Consider the following 23,652-nt stretch of genomic DNA (forward strand, 5'->3'; position numbering starts at 1 on the left):
CAGTGGCGCAGTGCACTATCGAGGTGGGAGGTGGTGCAGGTGCGGGAGGGTGCGTACGACTGCGACGTACTGGTGATCGGCGGGGGGATCGTCGGGCTGTCGACGGCGTATGCGATCACCCGGGCCGCGCCGGGTACGCAGGTGACCGTGCTGGAGAAGGAGCCGGGCCCGGCCCGGCACCAGACGGGGCGCAACAGCGGGGTCATCCACAGCGGCATCTACTACCGGCCGGACTCGCTCAAGGCGCGGTACGCGGTGCGGGGCGCCGCCGAGATGGTGAAGTTCTGCGCCGAGTACGGCATCCCGCACGCCGTCACCGGCAAGCTGATCGTCGCCACCGAGCGGGAGGAGCTGCCGCGGCTCCACGCGCTCGTGCAGCGCGGGCGCGAGAACGGGATTCCGGTGCGGGAGCTGGGGCCCGCCCAGATCACCGAGTACGAACCCGAGGTGCGCGGCCTCGCCGCGATACACGTCGGTACGACCGGCGTGTGCGACTTCGTGGGGGTCGCGCGGCAGCTGGCCCGGGCCTCCGGTGCGGAGATCCGCTACGGCGCGAAGGTCGTACGGGTGGACCGGCGGCCGGATCGGGGCGTGGCCGTGCTCACCGCCGGCGGGGACGTCGTACGCGCGCGCGTGCTGGTGAACTGCGCCGGACTCCACTGCGACGAGGTGGCGCGGCTGACGGGGGACGAGCCGGAGGTGCGGATCGTGCCGTTCCGCGGGGAGTACTACGAGCTGGCGCGGCCTGAGCTGGTGCGGGGGCTGGTGTATCCGGTGCCGGACCCGGCGTTCCCGTTCCTCGGGGTGCATCTGACCCGGGGCATCGACGGGGGCGTGCACATCGGGCCGAACGCGGTGCCGGCGCTGGCCCGGGAGGGATACGGCTGGGGGGTCGTACGACCCCGGGAGCTGGCCGGGACCGTGGCGTGGCCGGGGTCATGGGCGATCGCCCGGCGGCACTGGCGGTACGGGGCCGGGGAGCTGCGGCGGTCGGTCTCCAAGGGGGCGTTCCTGGAGGCGGTACGGAGGCTGTTGCCCGGGGTGGAGTCCGGGGACCTGGTGCGGGCCCCCGCCGGGGTGCGGGCGCAGGCGGTGTTGCGGGACGGGACGCTCGTGGACGACTTCCTGATTCGGGAGGGGGTGCGGGCAGTGCATGTGCTCAATGCGCCGTCACCCGCGGCGACCGCTTCGCTCCCGATCGGGCGGGAAGTGGGGCGCCGGGTGCTTGATCTGCTCGGGTCGCTGTAGTGCCGTACCAGGGCGCCCGCCCTGGCTCCCCGTACCAGGGTGCCTGCCCCCTGGCCCCTCGTTCGCCCATCCGCCCGCCCATGGCCGTCGGCTGAGAGGGTGCCCTCGTGGGGCGCCGTAAAATCGGTCTTACTGTGTCTGACTCCCTGAACACCCCCGAAGCCCCGCCGTCGGCCCCGCACACCCCCGGTGCCTCCGTTCGGCACACCCGGGCCAAGGGGCAGCCCCGGTTTCCCGACGGGCCGAAGGCCGATCCTGCCGGATCGCACTTCGAGCGGCGGATCCGCAGTTTCCAGCCGCGGCGCAGCCGGGTGACGGCCGGGCAGGCCGACGCCCTGCAACGGCTGTGGCCCAAGTGGGGACTGGACATCGACGGGCAGCGGGTCATCGATCCGGCCGAGCTGTTCGGGAACGGCAACCCCGTCGTGCTGGAGATCGGCTTCGGGATGGGTGAGGCCACCGCTCAGATGGCCGCCGCCGACCCGGACACCAACATCCTCGCGGTCGACGTGCACACCCCGGGGCAGGGCAATCTGCTCAATCTCGCCGACCACAACGGGCTGTCCAACGTGCGGGTGGGCAACGGGGACGCGATCATCCTGCTCCGGGAGATGCTCCGGCCCGACTCGCTGGACGGGCTGCGCGTGTACTTCCCCGACCCCTGGCCCAAGAAACGGCACCACAAGCGGCGGCTCATCCAGCCCGAGTTCCTGACACTCGCCGCCACCCGGCTGAAGCCGGGCGCGATCGTGCACTGTGCGACCGACTGGGAGCCGTACGCCGAGCAGATGCTCGAGGTGCTCAGCGCGCATCCCGACTTCGAGAACACGCAGGCGGAGGGCGGTTACGCGCCACGCCCCGAGTTCCGGCCACTGACCCGTTTCGAGGGGCAGGGACTGGACAAGGGACATGTGGTGAACGATCTGCTCTTCCGGCGCGTACCGCACCGGGACCGATAGACAGGGCCGGCGGACAGGACTGCGGCCGGGTCCGACAAACCGTTCCAGCCCCTCGCCCCCGTCACCGTTAGGGTCGATGCCGTGGCCACCAGTGCTCCGTACCCGACACCCCCCACCAGCCCAGGCTCCGGGGCGCTCCGGCATCCGCAATGGTGGCAGCGCGGATGGGTGCGGTACGGGGCACTGATCACACTGCTGATGCTGTCCGGACTGGTGATCCTCGCGCTCGTACGGCGGCAGACCGGCACGGAGGGGTTCCTGGTCGGGCTCGGGCTGGCCGTGCTGCCCGTGCCCTGGCTGACAGCCGCCTTCCGGTGGCTGGACCGGGTGGAACCGGGACCCTGGCGGAACCTGGTCTTCGCCTTCGCCTGGGGCGCCTGCGCGGCGGCGCTGATAGCCATCGTCGCCAACTCCTTCGCGACCAGGTGGATAGCCACCGCCACCGCCGATCCGGCCGGTGCCGACACCCTCGGCGCCACCGTGATAGCCCCGATCGTCGAGGAGTCCGCCAAGGCCGCGGCCGTGCTGCTGGTCTTCCTCTTCCGCCGACGCGACTTCACCGGGATCGTGGACGGGGTGGTGATAGCCGGGATCACCGCCACCGGGTTCGCGTTCACCGAGAACATCCTCTACCTCGGTACGGCCTTCGGGACCGACCAGCTGAACGGCGACCGGGGCATCGCCTCCGTCACCGCCGCTACCTTCTTCGTGCGCATCGTGATGTCCCCCTTCGCGCACCCCCTGTTCACCGTTCTCACCGGCATCGGCTTCGGCATCACCGCGCTGTCCGGGGAGCGGCAGCATGTCCGCCGGGTGCTGGTGCCGGTCTGCGGGCTGCTGCTCGCGATGAGCATGCACGCCCTCTGGAACGGCTCCTCCACCTTCGGCCAGTACGGGTTTCTCGCCGTCTACGGCGGGTTCATGGTGCCCGCGTTCGCGTTGCTGACCTGGCTCGCCATCTGGACGCGGCAGCGGGAGCTGCGGATCGTGCGGGAGGAGCTGCCGGCGTATGTGCTGGCCGGGTGGCTGGGGCCGGCCGAGCCGTTCGCGCTCGGGTCGATGCGGGCGCGGCGGATGGCCCGGGAGTACGCCCGGCACCATTTCGGGGGCCGGCCGGCGGCCCGGGCGGTGGCTCAGTACGAGGCGTACGCCACCTCGCTCGCGTTCCTGCGGCACCGGGGGCGGCGCGGGCTGGCCAGGGCCGACTTCGTCGTACGGGAGCGGGAGTTGCTGACCGAGCTGTGGCAGCGGAGGGGTATGGCGCGGCCGGCTCTGGAGTACGCGGCGAGGGCGGCTGCGCCGGCTCGACCGCTGTACGGCGTGCCGGCGCCTCACTGGTACGGCTCTCCGGCGGGGCCCTACCCCGCGTACAACCCGTATCGCACCTAGGCGCCGGGTGCGGGGAGTCCGGTCCCCCTTTCGGCGGCCGCGAAGGGCTGATCGCCGTCACGAGGAGCAGAGGGTGCCGTAGGCGACACGACCGGCCCGACGGCGACCAGACCACACACGCTCCGCCACACGCCCACCACACCCGGGCGGAGCCCGGCAGCGCCCCGGCCCGGCCGCAGCCCCGCGGCAAGCCACCGCGCCCGCCGCAGACCAACAGCGACCCGACCCCGGCCGAACCCCCGCGACACACCACCACACCCCGGGCAAAGCCAGCGGCAACCCGGCCCGGAGGGAGCCCGGTGGTCAGGGGCGGGTCAGGCCGAGGCCTGTGTCAGCTTCTCGAGTTCCTCGTCCGTCAGGCTCAGCCGTGCCACTCCCAGCAGGGCCGGGAGCTGGTCCGGCGTCCGGGCCGAGGCGATGGGGGCCGTGATCGTCGGCTGGGCCGCGAGCCACGCCAGGGCGACCGTGGCGACCGGGGCCTCGTGGGCGGCGGCGATCTCGTCCAGGGCCGCCAGGACCTTCTGTCCGCGCTCGGACTCGGCGTACTTCGCGGCTCCGCCGGCGCGGGCGCTGTCGACGGTCGTACCGGGGCGGTACTTGCCGGTGAGGAAGCCCGAGGCGAGGGAGAAGTAGGGCATGGCGGCGAGGCCCTCGCGGGCGGCCAGGTCCTGCAGCGGGCCCTCGTAGGTGTCGCGGGAGACCAGGTTGTAGTGCGGCTGGAGGGCGACGTAGCGGGCCAGGCCCTCGCGGTCGGAGAAGTCCAGGGAGGCCTGGAGGCGTTCGGGGGTGATGTTGGAGGCGGCGATGTGCCGGACCTTGCCGGCCTTCACCAGCTCGTCCAGCGCGCCGATGATCTCCTCGACCGGCACCTCGGGCTTGTCGAAGTGGGTGTAGTAGAGGTCGATGTGGTCGGTGTCCAGGCGGCGCAGGGAGGCGTCGGCGGCTGCCTTGATGTTGGCGGCGGACAGGCCCTGGTACTCGGGGTGCTGGCTGACCTTGGTCGCGATGACGACGGAGTCGCGGTTGCCGCGGGCCCTGACCCATTTGCCGATGATCGTCTCGGACTCGCCGCCCTTGTTGCCCTCGAGCCAGGCCGAGTAGGAGTCGGCGGTGTCGACGAGATTACCGCCGGCGGCCGTGTAGGCGTCGAGCACGGCGAAGGAGGTCTTCTCGTCGGCGGTCCAGCCGAAGACGTTGCCGCCGAGGGAGAGCGGGAAGACCTCGAGGTCGGAGGAGCCGAGTGTGCGAAGAGAAGTCATGCTCTACGCCAACGCCGGCGGTGGATGATCTCATTCCGCCGCCGGCGCCGAGTTCCCGCCAAGGGTGCCTCACGGGCTCCCGGGGGACGGACGTCAGGGGTTGAGGCCCTTGTCCCGCAGCCACGCGGCCGGGTCGATGCCGGTGGGCTGGCCGCCCGGGTGGACCTCCAGGTGCAGGTGCGGGCCGGTGACGTTGCCGGTGGCGCCGACGCGGCCGATGACATCGCCGGTGGAGACCTTCTGGCCGACCGTGACGTTGATCGAGGACTGGTGGCAGAACCACAGCTCGGTGCCGTCGTCGAGGGTGAGGACCGTGCGGTACCCGTAGGAGCCGGCCCAGCCCGCCTGGGTGATCGTGCCGCTGTGGATGGCCTTGATGAGAGTGCCCGTGGGGGCGGCGAAGTCGAGGCCGGTGTGGTAGCCGGAGGACCACATGGAGCCGGCCTGGCCGAACGTCGAGGTGATCGTGTACGAGGACGTCGGCAGCGCGTACTGCTTGGCCAGCTCCGCCAGCCGCTTCTCCTCGGCGGCCTTCTCGGCGTCGGCCTCCGCCTTCTCCTTGGCGGCGGCGGCCTTGGCGGCGGCGTCCTTCTCCGCCTTGGCGGCAGCGTCCGCGGTCTGCTTCTCGGCGGCGGCGAGCGCGGCGACGGTGGCCTTGCTGTCGGCCTTGCTCTGCTGCTGCTCGGCCTGGGCCATGATCCGGTTGCGCAGGGTCTCGCCCGCGTCGCCGTTCTGCTCGGCGTCGGCGGTGGTCACGCCGACGTCGCTGAGCGCGGTGGTGGTGGCCGCGGGCGCCGCGGAGGAGTCGTCCTCGAAGAGCGAGCCGACGGAGGGCAGGTCCGGCAGGGAGATGGAGACCGGCGGCTTGCCGGTGTTGGCGCTGGCCATACCGCCCGCGCCGACCGCGGCCATCACGCCGACACCGAGGACGGTGGAGCTGCGGGCGAACCCGCCGCGCTGCTTGGCGACGCGGTGCCGGCCGCGGAGCGGGGCGATGGAGTCCTCGGTGGGGTTCCATTCCTCCCAGGGGCCCTCCTCGGCGCGGTAGGAACCGTAACCGAAGGTCTCGGTCCCGGCTTCCGCCGGTATGAACGGGGCTTCTGGGGCAGGCCGGTTGGACGCCACGCAGGCGTACTCCTTTCCTTCCTCCGCCTACCGGGTTAGCTGACGGGTTCGGAGCAGGAAGGTCTCCTACGCGCGTAAACCAGACGTGGACTCAGCGAGTTCACATCGGCGTTCGCGTGATTCACCCCAAGGTGGTGGTTCCCCGGTTCCCTCGCGGGATTCGGCGCGTGCGCACGGAGCCGTCTCTTGTGACGGCTGGGACGACCGCGCTGCGTTATCGAACGTTAATAGACGTGCCAGGCACTTTCCAAGCCGTTCGGCTTGATCGTTAACGTTTCCGGCCGTGGACTTACCCCACAGGACCACTGCAAATAGGGCGAGTTGGCGGGGCTCAGGAGTCACAGAGATTTTGGTGGTGACTCAGTTTGCCTACGGACTGCGGTCATTCGGTCACCAGGGGTGAGAGTGTTCATGGCTGCCGTACGGCCAGCAGCGCCATGTCGTCCGCCATACCGCCGCCGGTGTGCCGCCGCACCTCCTCGGCCAGCCGGTCCAGCAGCGCGCCGGGGTCGGGGAAGACGCGCCCGGCGAGCCGCCGTTCGGGTTCGTAGAACCGGCCGTGGGCGTCCCGGGCCTCGGAGAGACCGTCGGTGTGGAGCAGCAGGGTGGCCCCGCTCGGGAAGCCGGCCTCCAGCGTCCGGTCGGGCCACATGCCGAGGTCGCCCATGCCGAGCGGCAGCGCCGGCTCGTACGCGGTCAGGGTGCGCAGGGTGCCGTCGGCGTGCAGCAGCAGTGGCGGGGGATGGCCGCGGTTGACGACGCGTACGACGCCTTCGCCGTGCGGGAGTTCGGCGAGGACGGCGGTGGTGAACCCCTCCAGCGCGTCGATGCCGTCCCGCCGGGTGCCCTCGCGGGCCAGCGCCCGCTCCAGCCGCTCGGCGACCGCCTCCAGCGTGCTCTCCTGCTCGGCCGCCTCGCGGAACGCCCCGATCAGCACGGCGACGGCGGCGACCGCGCCCAAGCCCTTGCCGCGCACGTCCCCGACGACCAGCCGGACGCCGTACGGGCTGTCCTGCACCGCGTAGAGGTCGCCTCCGATGAACGCGTCCTGGCGTGCCGCCTCGTAGCAGGCGGCGATCTCGAAGCCGCCGATGCGCGCGGCGGGCTCGGGCAGGACGGCCCGCTGTGCGGCCTCGGCGATCTCCCGGGCGGAGGCGAGCCGCCGGTCGCCGCGGCGGACCACGCGGTTGATGGCGACGGCCAGCAGGGCGACCGTGGCCACGGTGACCACGTCCGTGACGGCGGCCACGGCCGGGTGGTCGCCGGCCTGGGCGTGCACGGCGTAGACGGAGGCGAGGGCCATGAGGCCGGTCAGGACGGTGGTGCGCAGTGAGGACAGGGGTGCGGCGATCAGCGGGGCGGCGGTGAGGAACGGGACGGCGGTGAAGTTCTCGGGGGTGAGCACGCCGTAGAGGACGCCGCCGGCGATGAGGAGGGCGGGCAGGGCGCGGGCCAGGGTGCGTGGGCTCGGGCGGCGGCGGGTCCTGCGCGCCGGTGCGGGCGCGTCACCGAGGCCCGGGTCGGGTACGGGGTCGCCGGGAAGCCGGCCGCCCGCCCTGGCGTACGCGTTCTCCTCGACCTCACCAGGGCGCACCGCTTGTCTCCCACGTGTCCGACGTATGTCCAGGTTTGCGGGGACGGGGGCGCGCGGCGACCGCTGTGGACCGACCGGATGACCGGCTGTGACGTATGCCACTGGGCGGAAGCCCCCGGACATCCGGGAAAACACTCAGGGCCGGAATCCATCTGATGGATTCCGGCCCTGAGTCTTCAGTAGCGGGGACAGGATTTGAACCTGCGACCTCTGGGTTATGAGCCCAGCGAGCTACCGAGCTGCTCCACCCCGCGCCGTTGTGTCTCTACTGTACGCCACGCGCAGGTCAGAATGCACATCGGTTTCCCGCGAGCCCTGCTCCTGCCGGTCCCGGGCCGGGTCTCAGCCCAGCAGATGGGCGTTCGGGGCCTTGGCGAGCGCCTCGAACTCCGGGAGTACGACGACCTCGGCTCCCCCGTCGAGCAACGCGCCCGTGCCGTCGGCCGCCGCGACGAAGGTGTCCGGCTCCCGCCAGGCGGTCACCACCCGGCGCACCCCGGCCCGCAGGATCAGCTCGGCGCAGGGCGCGGGGCGGGAGGCGCGGCGGGCGCAGGGCTCCAGGCTGCTGTAGACCGTGGCACCGGCCAGCCTCGGGTCGGCCCGGCCGGTCTTCGCCAGCGCGGCCTCCTCCGCGTGGACCACCGGGTCGAGGCCCTCCCGGGAGTGACCGCGGGCCAGTTCCGTGCCGTCGGCCGCGACCACGACCGCGCCGACGCTGAAGGCCGTCTCAGAGGGCGGACACTGGGCGGCGAGTTCGCAGGCGGTGCGCAGCCAGTGACGGTCGGCGGCGGTGGGGGCCGGGCCGGTGCCGGGGGCGGTGGGCTCGTAGCGCATGAGGACGACGTCCTCGATGCGGCGGGTCTCGACCAGGCGCAGCCGGCCGCCCTGGTAGGCCCCCGGGCCGAACAGGCGCGGGGCCGCCGGATCACCGACGAGCAGCGGGGCGAGGACCAGCTGGAGTTCGTCGGCGAGGCCCTGCTGGAGGAGCTGGCTGTGCACCCGGCCACCGCCCTCGACCATCAGGCGCCGGACGCCGCGTACGTCGTGCAGGTGCTCCAGCAGGGCCCGCCAGTCGAGGTCGGTGCCGAGCGGGACGACGTCGGCGGTGTCCCCGAGGAGGGCTGCGGCCCGTTCGGCGCCCTTGGCGGTCGTGTAGACGAGCTTCTCTCCGCCGGTGTGCCAGAAGTTGGCCTGGGGGTCGAGCTCGCCGGAGTCCGTGACGGTCACCTTCAGCGGGTACTCGGGTCTGCCCGCCGCCAGCCGGGCCGCGCGGCGCTCGGGGGAGTTGACCAGCAGGCGCGGGTTGTCGGCGCGGACCGTGCCGGCGCCGATGAGGATGGCGTCGACGGAGGCCCGTACGTCATCGACCCGGTCGAAGTCGGCCGGGCTGGACAGCAGGAGCCGCTCGGGTCCGGTGTCGTCCAGGAAGCCGTCGAGGGAGACGGCGGCGGACAGCAGCACGTACGGCAGGGGCATCGGCGCACTCCCTCGCGGTGGCCCGGGGGGCTCACCAAGTCTTGGTTCAAGTTTGAAACAAACTTACACTGGCAGCATGACGACCCGCTGGCTCACTCCCGAGGAGCAGCGCGCCTGGCGCGCCTACATCGCCGCCTCCCGGCTCCTGGAGGACGCGATCGACCGGCAGCTCCAGCAGGAGGGCGGCATGCCCCACCTGTTCTACTCGGTGCTGGCCAATCTCTCCGAGGCGCCCGGCCGGCGGCTGCGCATGACCGACCTCGCCGAGACGCTGAAGATCACCCGCAGCAGGCTGACCTACGCGGTGACCCGGCTGGAGCGGGACGGGCTGGTGCGCCGGGAGGACTGCCCACAGGACAGGCGCAGCAGCCTCACGGCGCTGACGGACGAGGGGATGGCCGTGCTGGCACGTACGGCACCCGGGCACGTCGAGACGGTGCGCGCCACCCTCTTCGACCGGCTCACGCCCGAGCAGGTGGGGCAGTTGGAGGAGATCTGCACGGGGATCGCGCGTGGACTGCAGGGGGAGGACACCGCGGGGGCGGCCACGGAGGACGTGCCGTGGCGGCGACGGTCGTCACCGTGTTCGGACCCCGCGACCGAGTGAGTCGCCCCCTGGGGCTACGAGCACCACCCGCAGCTCATTGCTTCAACTTTAAAGCATGGTAGGGTCCCGGTCCGGCATCTGCTTCAAATCTGAAGCAGATGGCACGCCACAGACCCCGGAGACCCGCATGCCCGACATCCCCGCCGCCACCCCGCGCGCCCGCGTCCGGGTACCGCTGCGCTTCCACGACGGTTACAGCGCCGAAGCGGAACTCGTCACCTTCCACGGGCTCGCCGACGGCCAGGAGCACGTCGCCGTCGTCCTCGGTGACCCCGGCCCGGTCCCTCTGGTGCGCCTGCACTCCGAGTGTCTGACCGGCGACGTCTTCGGCTCCGCCCGCTGCGACTGCGGGCCCCAGCTGCGCGAGGCGGTCGAGCGCATCGCCGACCGCGGCGGCGTGCTGCTGTACCTCCGCCAGGAAGGCCGCGGTATCGGCCTCTACAACAAGCTCGACGCCTACGCCCTCCAGGACCAGGGCCTCGACACCTACGAGGCGAACGCCGCCCTCGGCCTCCCGGAGGACGCCCGCGACTACACCGCCGCCGCGCAGATGCTCGCCGCCCTCGGCATCGGCGAGCTGGACCTGCTGTCCAACAACCCCGACAAGGCGGACCAGTTGCGCGCGCTGGGCGCCGGCGTCCGGAACCGGGTGCCGACCGGTGTCTTCACCACGACCCACAACGTCCGCTACCTCCGCGCGAAGGTCCTCCAGACCCAGCACACGCTGCCCCTGGCCGAGCTGGACGAACTGACGGAACTGACGGAACTGGGCGTGGGCTGAGGACCGTTTCGGGGCCGGACCGTCGGACAGGGCCGTTTCGGGCCAGGCCGTCGGACCGGGCCGCCCCGGGGGGGGCGGGCCGGGTCTCAGATCTCTCGTCGGCCCGGGAGCCGGAGTGCCGGGATGATCCCCAGGCCGAGCAGCGCCGCGGCCACGGTGTAGGCGACGCGGAAGCCGGCCGGGCCCGTGCCCGCCGAGCCCAGGATCACCGACAGCGCGGCCCGTGCCGACGGACGCGGCCAGCTGGCTGTTGATGCTCAGCGCGGTGCTCGCTCCGGCCAGCCGGCCCGCGGGCAGGTCACGGGTGGCGGTGGTCATCGTCGGCATCAGCGTCATGCCCACGCCGACACCCATGACCATGCCCGCGGCGACGATCCGCCAGGGCGCCACGTCCGCCGTACCGGTCTGCCAGGCCATCAGGCCCATGCCGAGGGCGGCCACCGCACACCCGACCGGGATCAGCCGGCGCGGTGACACCCGGTCGATCCGCCGCGCCGCGACCTGCATCGTCGTACCGACCACGAGGCCGACCGGCGCCCCGAGCAGCCCGGCCGTCGTCGCGCTCACCCCCCTGTCCTGCTGCCAGTACAGCGGCCCGAGCAGCATCGACCCGAAGTAGCCGCAGGTGAACGGGGCGAGGGTGCGGACGGCGGTGGCGAAGGTACGGTCCCGCAGCAGTCGCAGGTCCAGCAGCGGCGCGCGGACGGTGAGCGCCCGCCGTACGAAGGCCACCGTGAGGGCGGCACCGGCGAGCGTGGGCACGAGGGCCCCGGGTGCGGTGAACTCGCCTCGTTCACCGCCGTGGGCGAGGCCGTAGAGGAGGAGGGCGAGACCGGGCGAGAGCATCACCAGGCCCGGGACGTCCAGCCGGGGCAGGTCCGCGCCGCGGGCGTCCGGGGCGTCCTCGGGCAGGAGCCGGACGGCGAGGATCAGGGCCAGGGTGCCGACGGGCAGGTTGATCAGGAAGATCCAGTGCCAGGAGGCGGCGTCGACCAGCCAGCCGCCGAGTACCGGGCCGTCGACCGGGCCGACCAGGATGGGCAGTCCCAGCAGGCCCATCGCCCGGCCGAGCCGTGCCCGGTCGGCGACCCGCATGCCCATCGCCATGCCGACCGGCTGCAGCAGCCCGCCGCCGAGCCCCTGCACCGCGCGGAAGGCGATGAGGCTGCCGGCGTCCCACGCGCAGGCGGCGAGCAGGGAACCCAGCGTGAAGAGGGCGAGGGCGGTGACATAGGTCCGCTTGGCACCGATACGGCCCATCGCCCAGCCGGCGGCCGGGATGACCGCGGCGAGCGCCAGCGTGTAGGCGGTGGCCGTCCACTGCATCGTCTCCAGCGGGGCGCCGAAGGACTCCGAGAGGCGGCGCAGCGCGACGTTGACGATCGTCATGTCGAGCACCGCCATGACGCTGCCGATGACGACGACGGTGACGACGCGGTACAGGGCGCCGGGCTGGGGCGAGGTGGCCTCGGTTTCCCCGGACTCGGTGGGCCCAGCGGGCCGAACGGTCTCGGCGGGCCGGAGGGGCCGGGTGGCTTCCGTCGGCTCACTGGTCCCGCTGGGGCGAGTTGGGCGGAGGATGCTCATCTGCCCGGCCCCCCCCTCAGCCCGCGTAGGGGCGCTCGGCGCGAGCGGTGCGCAACGCCCGGCTCCACCAGGCGAGTTGGCCGAGCATGCCCTTGGCGGCTCCGGCGCACACGTCCGCGTCGCGCGGGGCGCCGTCCGGACCCAGGCCGGACCAGGGCCCGTGCAGGCTGACCGAGTCGCGCACGGTCACCGCGTGCAGTTCGGCGAAGACCAGCCGGAGCTGCTCGACCGCGCGCAGCCCGCCCCCGAGACCGCCGTACGACACGAAACCGACCGGCTTGGCCTGCCACTCGGCGTGATGCCAGTCGATGAAGTTCTTCAGCGCCGCCGGGAAGCTGTGGTTGTACTCGGGCGTCACGACAACGAAGGCGTCGGCGGCGGCGAGCCGCGGCGAGACGTCCCGCAACACGGCGGCGGTCTCGGGACTCGGCGCGCCGCCCCAGCCGGGCAGCACCAGCGGCAGTTCCACCTCGGCCAGGTCGATGACGTCGAGGTCGAGATCCGCGTCGCCGGCGGCGGTGGCGAGGAACCAGTCGGCGACGGCCCGGCCCTGCCGCCCCTCACGCACGCTGCCGACGACGACGGCGACACGGAGCGGAAGGTCCTCGGCGCGGGCGGACCCGGACCCGGAATCGGTGACCGAAGCAGTAGACGCGGTTGCAGACACAGGTGTCCCCCATCTCGTACGGGCGGGCCGTTTCGGCGACGCCCCCCCAGCAAAGTACAACGATCGTTGTAACAATTACAACGGTCGTTGTACGTCGGTTAGAGTCGGGTGGTCACCAAGGAGGCGGGCGTGGGCGAAACGAACGAGTCCCGGCTGGAACAGGCGCGGCGCGAGCTCTCACCGCGCAAGCTGGAGAAGCAGACGGCCATCGCGAGCGCGTCCTGCACGCTCTTCGGCCGCGAGGGCTACGCGCGCGCGTCGGTCGACGCGCTCGCCGCCGAGGCCGGCGTCTCCACGCGCACGCTCTACAACCACTTCCCCGGCGGCAAGGCGCAGCTCTTCCAGACCGTGGTGACCTGGACGTCGAGCGAGGTCCGCGACGCCCAACTGGCCCTTCTGCGCTCCATGGTGGACCCCGAGCGCCTGCCGCGACCCGACGGCCTGGAACGCGACCTGGTCTCCCTGGCCCACGCCTTCGTCGGCCTCATGAGCGACTACCCGAACCACTTCGCGCTGGTCCGCCACATCCACGCCGAGGCCGACCATGTACCGCCGGAGGTCCTCAAGGCCTGGCACGAAGCGGGCCCGGAACCCGTCAGCCGGGCCCTCGCCGAGGCGATGACACACCTCGCGGACGCCGGCCTGCTCGACCTCCACGGCGACGCGGCCCTGACAGCCGCCCACTTCATGGCCCTGACCTCCCACACCATCGTCCAGTCCACGCATTACGGCGTCCTCCCCCTCCCGTCGGCGCAGACGGACCACCTGGTCAGGGGCGGAGTGGCGGCGTTCCTGCGGGCCTACGGGGTGAAGTGAGCGGCTGGCGCCCGCCGCCGCGGAATCCGGCACCCGGTACGCGACGCAGGGCGCCTCTCGGCCCCGGCGCCGCGCACCCTGGGGCCGAACCCCTCGCACCGCCGGTCGACGGTGCCGCGTGCCCGCCCTGCCCGAGAGGGGACTGCCGGCCGACGACTCGCCGGAGCACCTGCTCGGCACCCTGCTGACCCGGTCGGCCAGCGGAATGCGTGACGACGAGATCGCCCTCCTCGCCGCCCGCCTGCGCCCAGAAGCCCCTGATCAACCTGTCGGTGGACAGGCCCGCCGTTTTCGCGGAGACCCTCCGCGTGCATGCGGCGATCGTCCGAGCCGTCAAACCGACGACGGACACCTGCTGGGGGGCAGCGCCTGCCGCACTCGGCCGAGACCGCGGTCGACCCGACCCGAACCGTCACGGAGGCCAAGGCCGCATCAGGGTGTGGCCGGACCCGCTGAGGCGAGCCCGCCGCTCCCGCCTCATTCAGCGCATTTCACTGGCCCGCACGGGTGGCGCTCGAATCGAATGTGAAACCGCATGCGACGCCCATGGAATCGCTGATCACGAAAGTCACCGTGGCGCCCATCGAGCGCGAAGGCTTCCCTGGGCGTCTCCGGGTGGATCCGGCACTCACAGAGAAGGAAGCAAGCGTGATTCTTGGAACCAGGGTCGCCAGTGGTCTCACGGCAGTAGCCGGCTCCGTGGTCGCGGGGTTTCTCCTCGCCTCACCCGCAGCCGCCCACGCGGCCGGCGCGGCAACGCCGGTGCCGCCGAACACGACGAACTCCGCAGCCACGGCAACAGCCGCCAAGGGGCTCGGTGAGCACGATCAGAACAGAGACCAGAGGATCGTGCGGGCCGTCGTGAGGGCGGGCGGGTCCCTCGTTCCCGGCCAGAGCTTCGGTGCCGCGTCGGCCTCCCGGGTCGAAAGCCCCGTCGGCACCTATCAGGTCTGCTTCGATGTGCGGATCACCAACGGCACCTATGTCGCGAGCCTCGGCCTTCCCGGCAACTCCGGCACGTCGGAACCCGGTGAGATCACCGTCGTGGGCCGTGCCGGGACCGACAACTGTCTGTACATCCAGACGTTCAACTCGGCCGGGAGGCTGGCAGACCGCAACTTCCATGTGGTTGTCGTGTACTCGCGATAACGGTCCACGGATCACCGGACACCGCTCGCGCCATGGTGAGGCGGTCACGCCCGGGGATCGCCGAGAAGGCCACGCAGCCGATCCCCCGGCCTCGTCCGGATGCCGTCGCGTCGTGCGGTCCGGCCGCGGCCGAGCGGCAGGCCACGGGCGCTGCGTAACAGGTCAGAGAGCGTGCAGCCCGTCTGCCGACCGTAGGCCCTGTGGGACTCGAACCCACAACCAATGGATCAAAAGTCCTGGCCAAGGCTTGCCGGGTGGTTCCGGACGGTGCCTCGGCGTCCGGAACTGCCTGGTCAGAGTATGTGCGTCGTGATGCGCGGTGCGGCTCGTAACGGCTCGTGACGCACCGTCCGCTCACACATCGCTCACGCAAAAGAGCCTCGGCGGCTCCCGTTCTGCTCGGTGGGCGTCGAGGCTGCGATGGTCGAGCGTCGGCGGACGGCTTCGGCGCGGCGGTTGCGGTCGCTCACAGCCACCAGCCGCGGATCGCCTTCTCAGCAGGCAGCCTCAGGCAGCCGTCGTGGTGTGTTCGACAGACCCTGGGGCATGAAGCCAGACATGGCCAATCTGATCACGAAGTGGGCGACGCAGGTAGCGGAATCCGAGCTCGCCGCTGAGCTTCCGCGTAGGTGGGCCCATACGCAAGAAGTGGCCGAGCGTGCCACCGAAGTCCGGCGGCTTCTCGGGGAGTCCAGCGACCTTCTCGTCGCTGCCGCCACGCTGCACGACGTCGGGTACGCACCTCGGCTGGCCGTGACGGGGTTCCACCCGCTGGACGGGGCAAGGTTCCTCCGTGACGAGCATGGGGCCGAGGAGCGGCTCAATCGGCTGGTCGCGAACCACTCTTTTGCCCTGCTGGAGGCCGAGGAGCGAGGGCTGCGGGACGAGTTGGCGTCGGAGTTTCCGTTACTGGAGGAGCCGTTGCTGGTGGACGCTCTCGTGTACTGCGACATGACGACCACGCCCGACGGCGGCCGGACCAGTGCGCAGGAGCGGATCGCAGAGATCATCAGCCGCTATGGCGCGGACAGTGTGGTCGGCCGGTTCATCCGCCGCGCGGCGCCGGAGATCCTCTCTTCTGTGCAGAGGATCGAGGTGGCGCTGGCAGCTCAGCCGAGGTAGGGATAGGTGCCGGCCAGGTAGTCCCCGATCTGCTGGCGCATGCTCGGGTGGATGTCGTACTGGTCGAGGTCGGCCGGCTGGACGAAGCGAACCCCGTCGGCCTCGTCGTTGATCGTGGGAGCTCCGCCGATGGGGCGGCCGATGTACGTGTTCTCGTACTGCTGGCGGATCTCTCCGTCGCTGTAGGCGACGATGTGGTTCGGGTTGGTGTAGACGCCGAGGAAGCCGGTGATCTCGGCGACGATGCCGGTCTCTTCCAGGCACTCGCGTACCGCGCACTCTGCCGCGGTCTCGCCGATGTCCTGCGCGCCTCCGGGAAGCGCCCACTGGCCGGTGTCACGGCGGCGCTGGAGAAGGATGGCTCCGGTCTCGTCGACGACGAGCAGGTTGCTGGCCGGGATGAGGGTGTTTGCCTTCGGGGCGGCCGGGTCGTTGTAGTACTCAGTCCTGCCCATGGGCGGTGGTCCTCTCGTGGTCGGGTGTCCACGGCCGCGCGGCGGCCCAGACGGCATCGAAGCTCTGAGCGTAGGTGTCGAACCACCCAGTCCCTTCAGCCCTCTTGAGGTGGAGCAGGGGGTTGGCGCTGGCCGGCTGCCCCCAGATGTGAGGGTTCACCAGAAGGTTGTCGTCGTAGCGGAACATGGACGTGTAGAGCGTGGTGTCGTGGAGGCGTACGGCGCACCCAGCTTCGCCCAGCAGGGGCCGGTAGTACGTCAGTGATGCTCGGATCTTGGCGGCAAGGGTGTCGCCGATTCCCTCTTCGCGACCTCGGATCGCGACTGCCTGACCGTCCGGGTCACCGAAGCACAGGCGCACCCGGACCCCCTCCGCCGCGCGCTCGGAGAGCATCTTGGCTACATGCGGATTGGACTGCGCGAAGAACGTGCCGGAGAAGACGAGGACGCTGATCTCGCGCTGGGCCTCTCGCAGCAGCGAGAGCCAGACGTCCCGCGGCACGCTGGCCCGGTTCTGGTAGGTGCCGACCAGTTCGGTGCTTAACCCGTCACGCTGTCGGCCGGACCGTCGAGGCGGCACCGGCCACAGGAAGGTCTCTTCTACGCGCAGGTGGCGGGCGGCGCGGAAGCGATGCCGTGCGTGTGGAACGCGCCCTCCCAGCCACCGGCTCACCGTCTTGGGGTCCACCTCGCAGACTTCCGCGAGCGATTCGGGCGAAACGCCGCGCTGCGCGAGCACAGAGTGCAGTCGGTCGTTCACAGGAGCCATGGAAGCGACCGGATGCATGATCGCGCAAGGACGTTATGGGCCGTTGTCACGGAAGCAGAGCACCGAACCGACTGCCTACCCTGGCGCCATGGAGCTCATCGTCCTGTGGGACATCGACCACACCCTCATCGAGAACGCGGGGGTCAGCAAGGAGATCTACGCTGCCGCCTTCTCGTCACTCGCAGGACGCGAACCGTCGGCGCCGGCGCGTACCGAGGGGCGCACGGATCGACTCATCATGCGCGACATGTTCCTTCGCGACGGGCTACCCGTACCCGAGTGGTCCGTCATCGAGGCCACCCTCGCGCAAGCTGGGCATGACCGCCTTGATGATCTGCGCCTGCGCGGGACGGCTTTGCCAGGGGTTCACGAGGTGCTGAAGGCCGCTGCCGCACGAAGTGGTTGGGTCTCCTCTGTGCTGACCGGCAACATCGCCGCCAACGCTCACGTGAAGCTTTCCGCTTTCGGCCTCGACTCGCTGTTGGATTTGCCTGCTGGCGCCTACGGAGCGGACGCCGAACTCCGTCCCGAACTCGTCGCGGTCGCGCGTGAACGCGTGCAGCAGCTCCGTGGCGTCCCGGCTGACGTGCCCGTCGTCCTGGTGGGAGACACCCCCCGCGACGTGGAAGCCGCCTTGGCCACTGGTTCCGCAATCCTTGCGGTCGCCTCTGGTGTCCACAGTGCCGAGGAGCTGGCCGCTGCCGGTGCCCACGAGATCCTGCCCGACCTGTCGGACACCCGGCGGGTTCTCGGCATCCTGGAGTCCTTCGCGGGCCCGTAAAACGTCCCAGGACGTCCTTGGACCGTCCCCGAACGCGGTGACGAGGTCCCCTGGTAGACCGCCACCATCGGGGTTCCCACGAGGCAGTCAGCCGAAGGAGCCCATGTGATCGGGGAAGTCACCGGGATCAGGAAGATCCGGATGCTGTACCTACAGCTGCTGTACCGCTGCAACTTCACGTGCCTGCACTGCTTCCACGGCAAGCGACTCCAGTACGCCGACGCCTTCACCGCCGAGGAAGCCGTCAGGCTCCTCACCCTGATGCGCGACGAATACAGCACGCAGGCCGTCACCCTCCTCGGCGGGGAACCGTTCGTCCACCGGGAGCTCCCGCAGGTCGTCCGCCACGCCAAGCAGGAACTCGGCCAGCGCGTCGAGATCTGCACCAACGGATACCGGATCGAGCGCCGCCTGACCGAGATCGCTCCGCACCTGGACCTGCTCCGGGTCTCGCTGGAGGGTGTCGGCTCGACCAACGACGGCATCCGCAAGCGCGGCAGCTACCAGAGCGCCCTCAGCTCACTCAGCCTGGCACGGGACCTCGGTGTCCCGACGGGCGCGACCATGACCGTGACCTCTCGGAACATCGGCGAGATCCTCCCTCTCGCCAGCATCCTCGGGCAGCTTGGAGTCCGGCAGCTGAAGCTCCACCACCTGCGGCCGGTAGGCAATGCCGCTGACCACCCCGAGCTGCTGGTCACGGACACGACCGCCTACGGCCGGCTCCGCGAAGAGCTCGCGCTGACCAGGCTGCCGCTTGAAGTGATCGTCGACGAGGACCTTTCCGAGCACGGCGCGCCAGAGGTCTGCGCGCCGCCCGGCGGGCCTCGCCAGATCGATCGGATCGAGGCCGACCCGCGCGGCGCGCTCACCATGTCCTGCAAGGCGGTCGGTAAGGACTCCCACGCGTTCTGGTACGAGAAGGCCGCGAACCGCATCGTCCACAGGCCCACCGCCACCGACGAGCTCGCGCTCTCCGTACCGGACGTGGCGTACGCCCGTGCCTGATCAGCCGCGATTCGAGAGCCTGGAAGGCTTACGGGGCACTGGGAAGTCGACGATCGCTCCGATGCTCGCCGCTGCACGTCAAGCCGTCCTTGTCCCCACCGTGCCTGCCTTCTACCAGCCCTTCAGGCGCGAGGTGGACAGGCGGACGAACGTCGAAGCTCGGATGTGCTTCTACCTCTCCGCACTGTTCACAGCTGCCGAAGAGATCCAGGCCCACCTCAGAAGCGGCGTTCCGGTTGTCGTGGAGAGCTATTTCGCCCGGTGCCTCACCAGCCACCGCGCCCTGGGCGCCCGGCTCGGCGTCACTCTGCCGGCCTGGCCGCCGACTCCCATCACCTACTACCTCGTCTGCGCTGACGACGAACGCCGGCGCCGCCTCGCAGCCCGGGGCAAGCCGATATCGCGATGGGACGCGCTGATGGAGACCGTTACGGACCAAGTGGCGGATGCCTACGCCTCGTTCCCGATGCAACGCATCGACACCACCGGGCTCACCCCCGAAGAAGTCCTCCGCGTGATCACCGCCACCGATACGCAAGGAGCGCACTCCCATGCAGACACAGAGCCTGTGGGAGCACACCCTCACCTTCTTCCCACAGTTCCTCGCGACCCTGCGGGAACGCGTTGCCCCTGACGCCACCGTCGCGGTCGTCGGTGCGAGCGACGGCAAGTTCGTCCTGCCCCTGGCCGCCGCCGGGTACCGCGTAGTGGCCATCGAACGCGACGCGCTCGCCGTGCACGGAGGTGAGGTCCACCTCCCGGGTGACAGCCAGGTGCACGCCATGGGATTGATCGACCGGCTCAAGCTGGAGGAACTCCACGACCGTGTGCGGGTAATCGAGGATGACTTCCTCGCGGGGGAACCTCTGGACGTGCCGTGCGAGGCAGTCTGGACGAGCTGCTCGTGGCACTACAGTGCCAACCACCACCGCCCTCTCGCCGAGTTCGTCGACCGCATGCAGCGCCTGGCCCGCCCGGGCGGTGTGTTCGGTGCGGAGTTCATGATGCCCGTCGAAAAGCGCCATCACCTGGTGGAGCACTACACCTCTCCGGAGCGCCTGCACCGTCACTTCCTCGGGGACTGGGACGTGCTGCTCACCCTGCGGACGAACGAGTTCACCGAGCGGCCTCACATCGGCCAGCCACACGACCACATCCATCGCATGGGCCTGCTCCTGGCGGCCCGTTCGTCCACCCTCACCGACCGTCTCTGAGAGAGAGATCCATGAAGCACGAGTACGAGGCGAAGTTCCTGGCCGTCGACGTCGCCGATCTGCAGGCCAAGCTGGCTGCCCTCGGTGCCGTCCAGGCGCTCCCCCGCACCCTCCTCACCCGCAAGATCTTCGAGAACGACTCCCTCGACAGCGGGGCGTGGCTCCGTCTGCGGGACGAGGGCACCCGCTCGACGCTCACGCTCAAGCAGGTCACCGACGCCACGACGATCGACGGCACCAAGGAGATCGAGACCGAGGTCACCGACCTGCACGCCATGGCCGACATCCTCCGCCGAGTCGGCCTCACCGAGGTCCGCTACCAGGAGAACTACCGCGAGGAATGGCGCCTGGGAGAAGTCGCCTTCGACTTTGACACCTGGCCCGACCTCCCCACATTCCTGGAGATCGAGGGCCCCGACGAGGCGTCCGTCCGACAGGCCGCCGATCTTCTGGGCCTCGACTACTCCGAGGCCCGGTTCGGCAGCGTCGACGAGATCTACAAGAGCGAGGCCGGCCGCGACATCCTCGCCGAGCCCACCCTGCTGTTCTCCGACGGAGAGAAGCAGGAGAACGCTTCCTCGGCGGCCCAGGGATCCTGATCGAGAAAGCCGACGAACCATGCTGACGGGCATCGCCTTACAGCACAGGGTGATCCCCGGGGTCGCCGAATTCGCCCGGGGCGGGCTACCCGCCCCAGCAGCCAGGGACGACGGCAACGAATGGGTCGACGGGTTCTGCTGGCTCTACCGCGGGCAGCGCTGGACACGCGTCCTGTGAATCGGCCCCGCGAGCGTCGCCGGTGCTCAGGCTCCCATGTACGCGTGCGGGCCCTGCATCCGCGAGCTCCAAGCACGGGTCTGGGAGTCGCTGCTCAGCAGGGACGAACCGGCTCCCCCTGACCAGCCGAACGAGGCCACCGCCGCAGGACCGTCCTCCGCCCGGCGTACTGGCAGGCACCGCGGCCAGAGCAGGTTCCTCCGCCGCGGTCAAACCCCCGCCCTGGCCACGGAAGAGCCTGCCGTCCCCCGTGGCATGAGCCCCGTGGCCAGGGCGGGTCTCCAGTGGTACGTCTACACGTCGTACACGCCGTCGTGGTCGACGGCTGGGACCCCTACGAGTCCGAGCCCAAGACGGACGGCAGCGCGAACACGATCGCGCTGGACAGCATGAACATCGCCGTGCTGCGCGACCACAAGGCCCGCCAGGCCAAGGAGCGTGCGGACTGGGGCGGCGCCTGGCAGGACGCGGGCAAGGTCTTCACGAAGGAGGACGGCTCCTGCTCCACCCCGAGACGGTCTCGGAGACCTTCCGCCGCATCCTCGTTAGGGAAGCTGATCCCTCGGTCTCGCCCGGCAGCTGCCGAACCGTCCGCCTCGGCCCCTGGCCGATCCGCAGGCCACGGCCACATCCGCTCACGCATCGCTCACGCACGGGCCTGAAAACGAGACAGCGCCCGAGCCGACCGAAGCCGACCCGGACGCTGCGTAGCAGGTCAGAGGGGGTGCTCCCCTCCCCCGCAGCCGTAGGCCCTGTGGGACTCGAACCCACAACCAATGGATTAAAAGTCCACTGCTCTGCCAATTGAGCTAAGGGCCCAGGCGATGTTGCCTGTCTGAGCATAGCCGGACGAGGCCGGGTCTCCGATCGAGTATCGGCGACCGGCCGCGTCGGGCGGGGACGGAGCGGGGCGTAGGTCACCTTTTGGTCGGCGCCGGAGCGGGGGCGTGGGTCCGGTTGAGGAACCAGTGGCGGGCCGAGGCCAGCCACCAGGTCGCGGCGAATCCCAGGACCGCCAGGACGGCGACCGGGGCGTAGTTGAAGGTCTTCCAGGTGACCGGGGACACCTGGGGGAGCATGAAGAGGATCGTGATCGCGGCGACCCAGACGACCGAGACGACGCCGATCGGTCCCGACCAGCGGCCCAGGTGCCATGGCCCGCGTTCGAAGGCGGCGCCCTTGCGGACCCGCAGGAAGGTCGGGATGACGTAGGCGATGTAGAGGCCGATGACCGCGATCGAGGTCACCGCCGCGTAGGCCGTGGAGTTGATGAGGTACGGCAGACCCAGGGCGAGGGCGGCCAGTGCGGCCAGCCAGACCGCCGCCACGGGGGTGCGGGTGCGGGGGCTGACGGTGCGCCAGACGCGGGAGAAGGGCAGCGCACCGTCACGTGAGAAGGCGTAGATCATGCGGCTGTTGGCGGTGACGGAGGCCATGCCGCAGAAGAGCTGGGCGCCGATCACCACCAGGAGCAGGAGCTTGCCGGTGGTGGCGCCGAGGGCGTCCAGGAGGATCTGGGCGGGCGGGGCGCCCGTGGGGGACGCGAGTTCCTTGTCGTAGGACTGGATCGCGAAGGTGAAGCCCAGCAGCAGCACGAAGCCGGCGATCCAGGACGTCCAGATGGAGCGGACGATGCCCCGGGGGCCCGCCGTGGACGCGTCGTGGGTCTCCTCCGTCATATGGGCGGAGGCGTCGTAGCCGGTGAAGGTGTACTGGGCCATCAGCAGGCCGAGCAGGACCACGTACGCGCCGCTGCCCCAGCCCGTCTCGTTGACGAAGTGCGTGAACACGAAGGACGCCGACCGGTGGTGGTCGGGTACGAAGGCGAGCGCGCCGACGATGACCGCGACACCGAGGACGTGCCACCACACGCTCACGCTGTTCAGGAAGGCCACGATGCGGACACCGAAGGTGTTCAGCAGCCCGTGCAGCACCAGGATCGCCGCGAACAACAGCACCGTGCGGCCCGGGGTCACCCCGAAGCCGAACTGGAGGTTGAGGTAGGCGCCAAGGAACGAGGCCGCACCGAAGTCGATGCCCGCGGTCACCGCCACCTGGCCCAGCACGTTGAACCAGCCCGTGAACCACGCCCAGGCCGCCGCCGAGCGCGGGGGCGCGAGGCGGTGGGCCCAGAAGTACAGACCGGCCGACGTCGGGTAGGCGGAGCAGATCTCGGCCATAGACAGGCCGACGAACAGGGTCATCAGCCCCACCGCGACCCACCCCCAGGTGATCACCGCGGGCCCGCCGGTGGTCATCCCGAAGAGGTACAGGGTGAGGCAGCCGGACAGCACCGAGATGATCGTGAAGGAGACGGCGTAGTTGGAGAACGCCGACATCCGGCGGGCGAGCACCTGGGTGTAACCGAGCTGGGCCAGCCGTTCCTCGTCCGACAGCCCACTCACTCTCGCATCATCTGTCATGCCCCCAGCAATTCCCTCACCAGTGCCGTGACATACGTCACTCGATCGAGGACTCGGCGGGGCCGGAAAACGCCAACGGCCGGGCACGCGGAAGGGCCCGCACGACCGAAGTCGTACGGGCCCTCCCCCTTGCCTCAAACCGGCGTCAGCCGTTGCGCTTCCAGCGCGGCTTGTCCTCGCGGCGGCCGAAGGAACCGGTGCCACGGTGGTCGTCACGGCGGCCGTTGGGACGGTCGTGGCCGGCCGAGCGGAAGCCCGGGCGGTCGTCACGGCGGTCGCGGTTGAACGGACGGTCGCTGCCCCGGTGGCCGCCGCGCTCGTCCCGGCGGAAGCCGCCGCGGTCGTCCCGGCGCTCGAAGGAACGGCCACCACGGTCATTGCGGTCACGGTCGAACGGACGACGCTCGTCACGACGCTCGAAGGAACGGCCACCACGGTCGTCCCGG

22 protein-coding genes, 2 tRNA genes, 2 pseudogenes and 1 riboswitch are annotated in these 23,652 nt (G+C 70.7%); of the genes and pseudogenes, 14 read left to right on the top strand and 12 right to left on the bottom strand.

The annotated features are described in order from the left end of the window. Window positions 1–30 precede the first annotated feature (30 nt). The 3 genes from lhgO to ABZ079_RS05670 all read left to right on the top strand — a co-directional run bounded on the left by lhgO (window position 31) and on the right by ABZ079_RS05670 (window position 3,596). The gene (gene lhgO, locus ABZ079_RS05660; RefSeq protein WP_356938142.1) at window positions 31–1,248 is read left to right on the top strand and encodes an L-2-hydroxyglutarate oxidase; all 1,218 of its coding nucleotides are present in this window, start codon (window positions 31–33) and stop codon (window positions 1,246–1,248) included. 134 nt (window positions 1,249–1,382) lie between these two features. Further along, on the top strand, window positions 1,383–2,207 hold the full coding sequence (gene trmB, locus ABZ079_RS05665; protein WP_356938143.1) for a tRNA (guanosine(46)-N7)-methyltransferase TrmB: 825 nt from the start codon (window positions 1,383–1,385) through the stop codon (window positions 2,205–2,207). A gap of 81 nt (window positions 2,208–2,288) precedes the next feature. Continuing rightward, a complete protein-coding gene (locus tag ABZ079_RS05670; RefSeq protein ID WP_356938144.1) occupies window positions 2,289–3,596 on the top strand; it encodes a PrsW family intramembrane metalloprotease in 1,308 nt (435 codons plus the stop codon). 314 nt (window positions 3,597–3,910) lie between these two features. Here ABZ079_RS05670 and ABZ079_RS05675 read toward each other — a convergent pair whose 3' ends face one another. From ABZ079_RS05675 to ABZ079_RS05695, 5 genes are all read right to left on the bottom strand, one after another. Beyond that, window positions 3,911–4,855, bottom strand: coding sequence for an aldo/keto reductase (locus tag ABZ079_RS05675; RefSeq protein WP_356938145.1), 945 nt, complete (start codon window positions 4,853–4,855; stop codon window positions 3,911–3,913). A 93-nt stretch (window positions 4,856–4,948) separates the two neighbouring features. Then, a complete protein-coding gene (locus ABZ079_RS05680) occupies window positions 4,949–5,980 on the bottom strand; it encodes a M23 family metallopeptidase (RefSeq protein WP_356938146.1) in 1,032 nt (343 codons plus the stop codon). A gap of 7 nt (window positions 5,981–5,987) precedes the next feature. Further along, window positions 5,988–6,156, bottom strand: a riboswitch (cyclic di-AMP (ydaO/yuaA leader). Between the two features lie 233 nt (window positions 6,157–6,389). Continuing rightward, window positions 6,390–7,574 (bottom strand): PP2C family protein-serine/threonine phosphatase, encoded by a 1,185-nt coding sequence (locus tag ABZ079_RS05685; RefSeq protein WP_356938147.1) that lies wholly within the window; start codon window positions 7,572–7,574, stop codon window positions 6,390–6,392. 180 nt (window positions 7,575–7,754) lie between these two features. Further along, window positions 7,755–7,828: transfer RNA gene (locus tag ABZ079_RS05690), tRNA-Met, on the bottom strand. Between the two features lie 88 nt (window positions 7,829–7,916). Beyond that, window positions 7,917–9,050, bottom strand: a complete 1,134-nt coding sequence (locus ABZ079_RS05695; RefSeq protein ID WP_356938148.1) for a dihydrofolate reductase family protein — start codon at window positions 9,048–9,050, stop codon at window positions 7,917–7,919. A 76-nt stretch (window positions 9,051–9,126) separates the two neighbouring features. Between ABZ079_RS05695 and ABZ079_RS05700 the strand changes: the two genes are divergently transcribed. Together ABZ079_RS05700 and ribA are read left to right on the top strand one after the other, a co-directional pair. Further along, complete coding sequence (locus tag ABZ079_RS05700; RefSeq protein ID WP_356938149.1) at window positions 9,127–9,657, top strand: MarR family transcriptional regulator; 531 nt, start codon at window positions 9,127–9,129, stop codon at window positions 9,655–9,657. A gap of 127 nt (window positions 9,658–9,784) precedes the next feature. Continuing rightward, window positions 9,785–10,438 carry a GTP cyclohydrolase II gene (gene ribA / locus ABZ079_RS05705; RefSeq protein ID WP_356938576.1) on the top strand — a complete coding sequence of 218 codons (654 nt, stop codon included), beginning with the start codon at window positions 9,785–9,787 and terminating at the stop codon, window positions 10,436–10,438. Window positions 10,439–10,720: 282 nt separating this feature from the next. Here ribA and ABZ079_RS05710 read toward each other — a convergent pair. Together ABZ079_RS05710 and ABZ079_RS05715 are read right to left on the bottom strand one after the other, a co-directional pair. Continuing rightward, window positions 10,721–12,025 (bottom strand): annotated as a pseudogene (locus ABZ079_RS05710) (DHA2 family efflux MFS transporter permease subunit); the annotation flags it as partial. 16 nt (window positions 12,026–12,041) lie between these two features. After that, on the bottom strand, window positions 12,042–12,692 hold the full coding sequence (locus tag ABZ079_RS05715) for an NAD(P)H-dependent oxidoreductase (protein WP_356938150.1): 651 nt from the start codon (window positions 12,690–12,692) through the stop codon (window positions 12,042–12,044). A gap of 129 nt (window positions 12,693–12,821) precedes the next feature. Between ABZ079_RS05715 and ABZ079_RS05720 the strand changes: the two genes are divergently transcribed. From ABZ079_RS05720 to ABZ079_RS05730, 3 genes are all read left to right on the top strand, one after another. Then, window positions 12,822–13,508 carry a TetR/AcrR family transcriptional regulator gene (locus tag ABZ079_RS05720; protein WP_356938151.1) on the top strand — a complete coding sequence of 229 codons (687 nt, stop codon included), beginning with the start codon at window positions 12,822–12,824 and terminating at the stop codon, window positions 13,506–13,508. 546 nt (window positions 13,509–14,054) lie between these two features. Next, window positions 14,055–14,657, top strand: coding sequence for a hypothetical protein (locus ABZ079_RS05725; protein ID WP_356938152.1), 603 nt, complete (start codon window positions 14,055–14,057; stop codon window positions 14,655–14,657). 558 nt (window positions 14,658–15,215) lie between these two features. Next, the gene (locus ABZ079_RS05730; RefSeq protein WP_356938153.1) at window positions 15,216–15,779 is read left to right on the top strand and encodes an HD domain-containing protein; all 564 of its coding nucleotides are present in this window, start codon (window positions 15,216–15,218) and stop codon (window positions 15,777–15,779) included. Here ABZ079_RS05730 and ABZ079_RS05735 read toward each other — a convergent pair. Both ABZ079_RS05735 and ABZ079_RS05740 read right to left on the bottom strand, forming a co-directional pair. Beyond that, complete coding sequence (locus tag ABZ079_RS05735; protein ID WP_356938154.1) at window positions 15,767–16,234, bottom strand: NUDIX domain-containing protein; 468 nt, start codon at window positions 16,232–16,234, stop codon at window positions 15,767–15,769. The two genes, ABZ079_RS05730 and ABZ079_RS05735, sit on opposite strands and share 13 nt — an antisense overlap. Next, on the bottom strand, window positions 16,221–16,994 hold the full coding sequence (locus ABZ079_RS05740) for an XRE family transcriptional regulator (protein ID WP_356938155.1): 774 nt from the start codon (window positions 16,992–16,994) through the stop codon (window positions 16,221–16,223). Before ABZ079_RS05740 ends, ABZ079_RS05735 begins: the two co-directional genes overlap by 14 nt. A gap of 97 nt (window positions 16,995–17,091) precedes the next feature. On the opposite strand from ABZ079_RS05740, the gene ABZ079_RS05745 reads away from it, so the two are divergent. From ABZ079_RS05745 to ABZ079_RS05770, 6 genes are all read left to right on the top strand, one after another. Beyond that, complete coding sequence (locus ABZ079_RS05745; protein ID WP_356938156.1) at window positions 17,092–17,784, top strand: haloacid dehalogenase-like hydrolase; 693 nt, start codon at window positions 17,092–17,094, stop codon at window positions 17,782–17,784. A 105-nt stretch (window positions 17,785–17,889) separates the two neighbouring features. Then, window positions 17,890–18,792 (top strand): radical SAM protein, encoded by a 903-nt coding sequence (locus tag ABZ079_RS05750; protein ID WP_356938157.1) that lies wholly within the window; start codon window positions 17,890–17,892, stop codon window positions 18,790–18,792. A 61-nt stretch (window positions 18,793–18,853) separates the two neighbouring features. Continuing rightward, the gene (locus ABZ079_RS05755; protein ID WP_356938158.1) at window positions 18,854–19,426 is read left to right on the top strand and encodes a hypothetical protein; all 573 of its coding nucleotides are present in this window, start codon (window positions 18,854–18,856) and stop codon (window positions 19,424–19,426) included. Further along, window positions 19,344–20,006 carry an SAM-dependent methyltransferase gene (locus ABZ079_RS05760; RefSeq protein ID WP_356938159.1) on the top strand — a complete coding sequence of 221 codons (663 nt, stop codon included), beginning with the start codon at window positions 19,344–19,346 and terminating at the stop codon, window positions 20,004–20,006. The genes ABZ079_RS05755 and ABZ079_RS05760 overlap by 83 nt, the downstream gene beginning before the upstream one ends. An 11-nt stretch (window positions 20,007–20,017) precedes the next feature. Then, a complete protein-coding gene (locus tag ABZ079_RS05765; RefSeq protein WP_356938160.1) occupies window positions 20,018–20,605 on the top strand; it encodes a class IV adenylate cyclase in 588 nt (195 codons plus the stop codon). Window positions 20,606–21,067: 462 nt separating this feature from the next. Continuing rightward, window positions 21,068–21,445 carry a hypothetical protein gene (locus ABZ079_RS05770; RefSeq protein WP_356938161.1) on the top strand — a complete coding sequence of 126 codons (378 nt, stop codon included), beginning with the start codon at window positions 21,068–21,070 and terminating at the stop codon, window positions 21,443–21,445. 84 nt (window positions 21,446–21,529) lie between these two features. Here ABZ079_RS05770 and ABZ079_RS05775 read toward each other — a convergent pair. The 3 genes and pseudogenes from ABZ079_RS05775 to ABZ079_RS05785 form a co-directional block, all read right to left on the bottom strand. Further along, window positions 21,530–21,602, bottom strand: a tRNA-Lys gene (locus ABZ079_RS05775). Window positions 21,603–21,700: 98 nt separating this feature from the next. Beyond that, entirely contained in the window at window positions 21,701–23,206 is a 1,506-nt protein-coding gene (locus ABZ079_RS05780; protein WP_356938162.1) for an amino acid permease, read from the bottom strand. Between the two features lie 145 nt (window positions 23,207–23,351). After that, window positions 23,352–23,652, bottom strand: a pseudogene (locus ABZ079_RS05785) (RNA helicase); the annotation flags it as partial.

Source organism: Streptomyces sp. NPDC006314 (assembly GCF_040613075.1).
GTDB lineage: Bacteria > Actinomycetota > Actinomycetes > Streptomycetales > Streptomycetaceae > Streptomyces.

What these genes read in the sequence shown, in the direction of transcription:
- ABZ079_RS05675 (WP_356938145.1), bottom strand. Translation starts at nt 4,855, where the DNA reads ATGACTTCTCTTCGCACACTCGGCTCCTCCGACCTCGAGGTCTTCCCG.
- ABZ079_RS05760 (WP_356938159.1), top strand. Translation starts at nt 19,344, where the DNA reads ATGCAGACACAGAGCCTGTGGGAGCACACCCTCACCTTCTTCCCACAG.
- ABZ079_RS05780 (WP_356938162.1), bottom strand. Translation starts at nt 23,206, where the DNA reads ATGACAGATGATGCGAGAGTGAGTGGGCTGTCGGACGAGGAACGGCTG.
- ABZ079_RS05735 (WP_356938154.1), bottom strand. Translation starts at nt 16,234, where the DNA reads ATGGGCAGGACTGAGTACTACAACGACCCGGCCGCCCCGAAGGCAAAC.
- ABZ079_RS05695 (WP_356938148.1), bottom strand. Translation starts at nt 9,050, where the DNA reads ATGCCCCTGCCGTACGTGCTGCTGTCCGCCGCCGTCTCCCTCGACGGC.
- ABZ079_RS05700 (WP_356938149.1), top strand. Translation starts at nt 9,127, where the DNA reads ATGACGACCCGCTGGCTCACTCCCGAGGAGCAGCGCGCCTGGCGCGCC.
- ribA (WP_356938576.1), top strand. Translation starts at nt 9,785, where the DNA reads ATGCCCGACATCCCCGCCGCCACCCCGCGCGCCCGCGTCCGGGTACCG.
- ABZ079_RS05730 (WP_356938153.1), top strand. Translation starts at nt 15,216, where the DNA reads ATGGCCAATCTGATCACGAAGTGGGCGACGCAGGTAGCGGAATCCGAG.
- ABZ079_RS05755 (WP_356938158.1), top strand. Translation starts at nt 18,854, where the DNA reads ATGCTCGCCGCTGCACGTCAAGCCGTCCTTGTCCCCACCGTGCCTGCC.
- ABZ079_RS05765 (WP_356938160.1), top strand. Translation starts at nt 20,018, where the DNA reads ATGAAGCACGAGTACGAGGCGAAGTTCCTGGCCGTCGACGTCGCCGAT.
- ABZ079_RS05745 (WP_356938156.1), top strand. Translation starts at nt 17,092, where the DNA reads ATGGAGCTCATCGTCCTGTGGGACATCGACCACACCCTCATCGAGAAC.
- ABZ079_RS05725 (WP_356938152.1), top strand. Translation starts at nt 14,055, where the DNA reads ATGGAATCGCTGATCACGAAAGTCACCGTGGCGCCCATCGAGCGCGAA.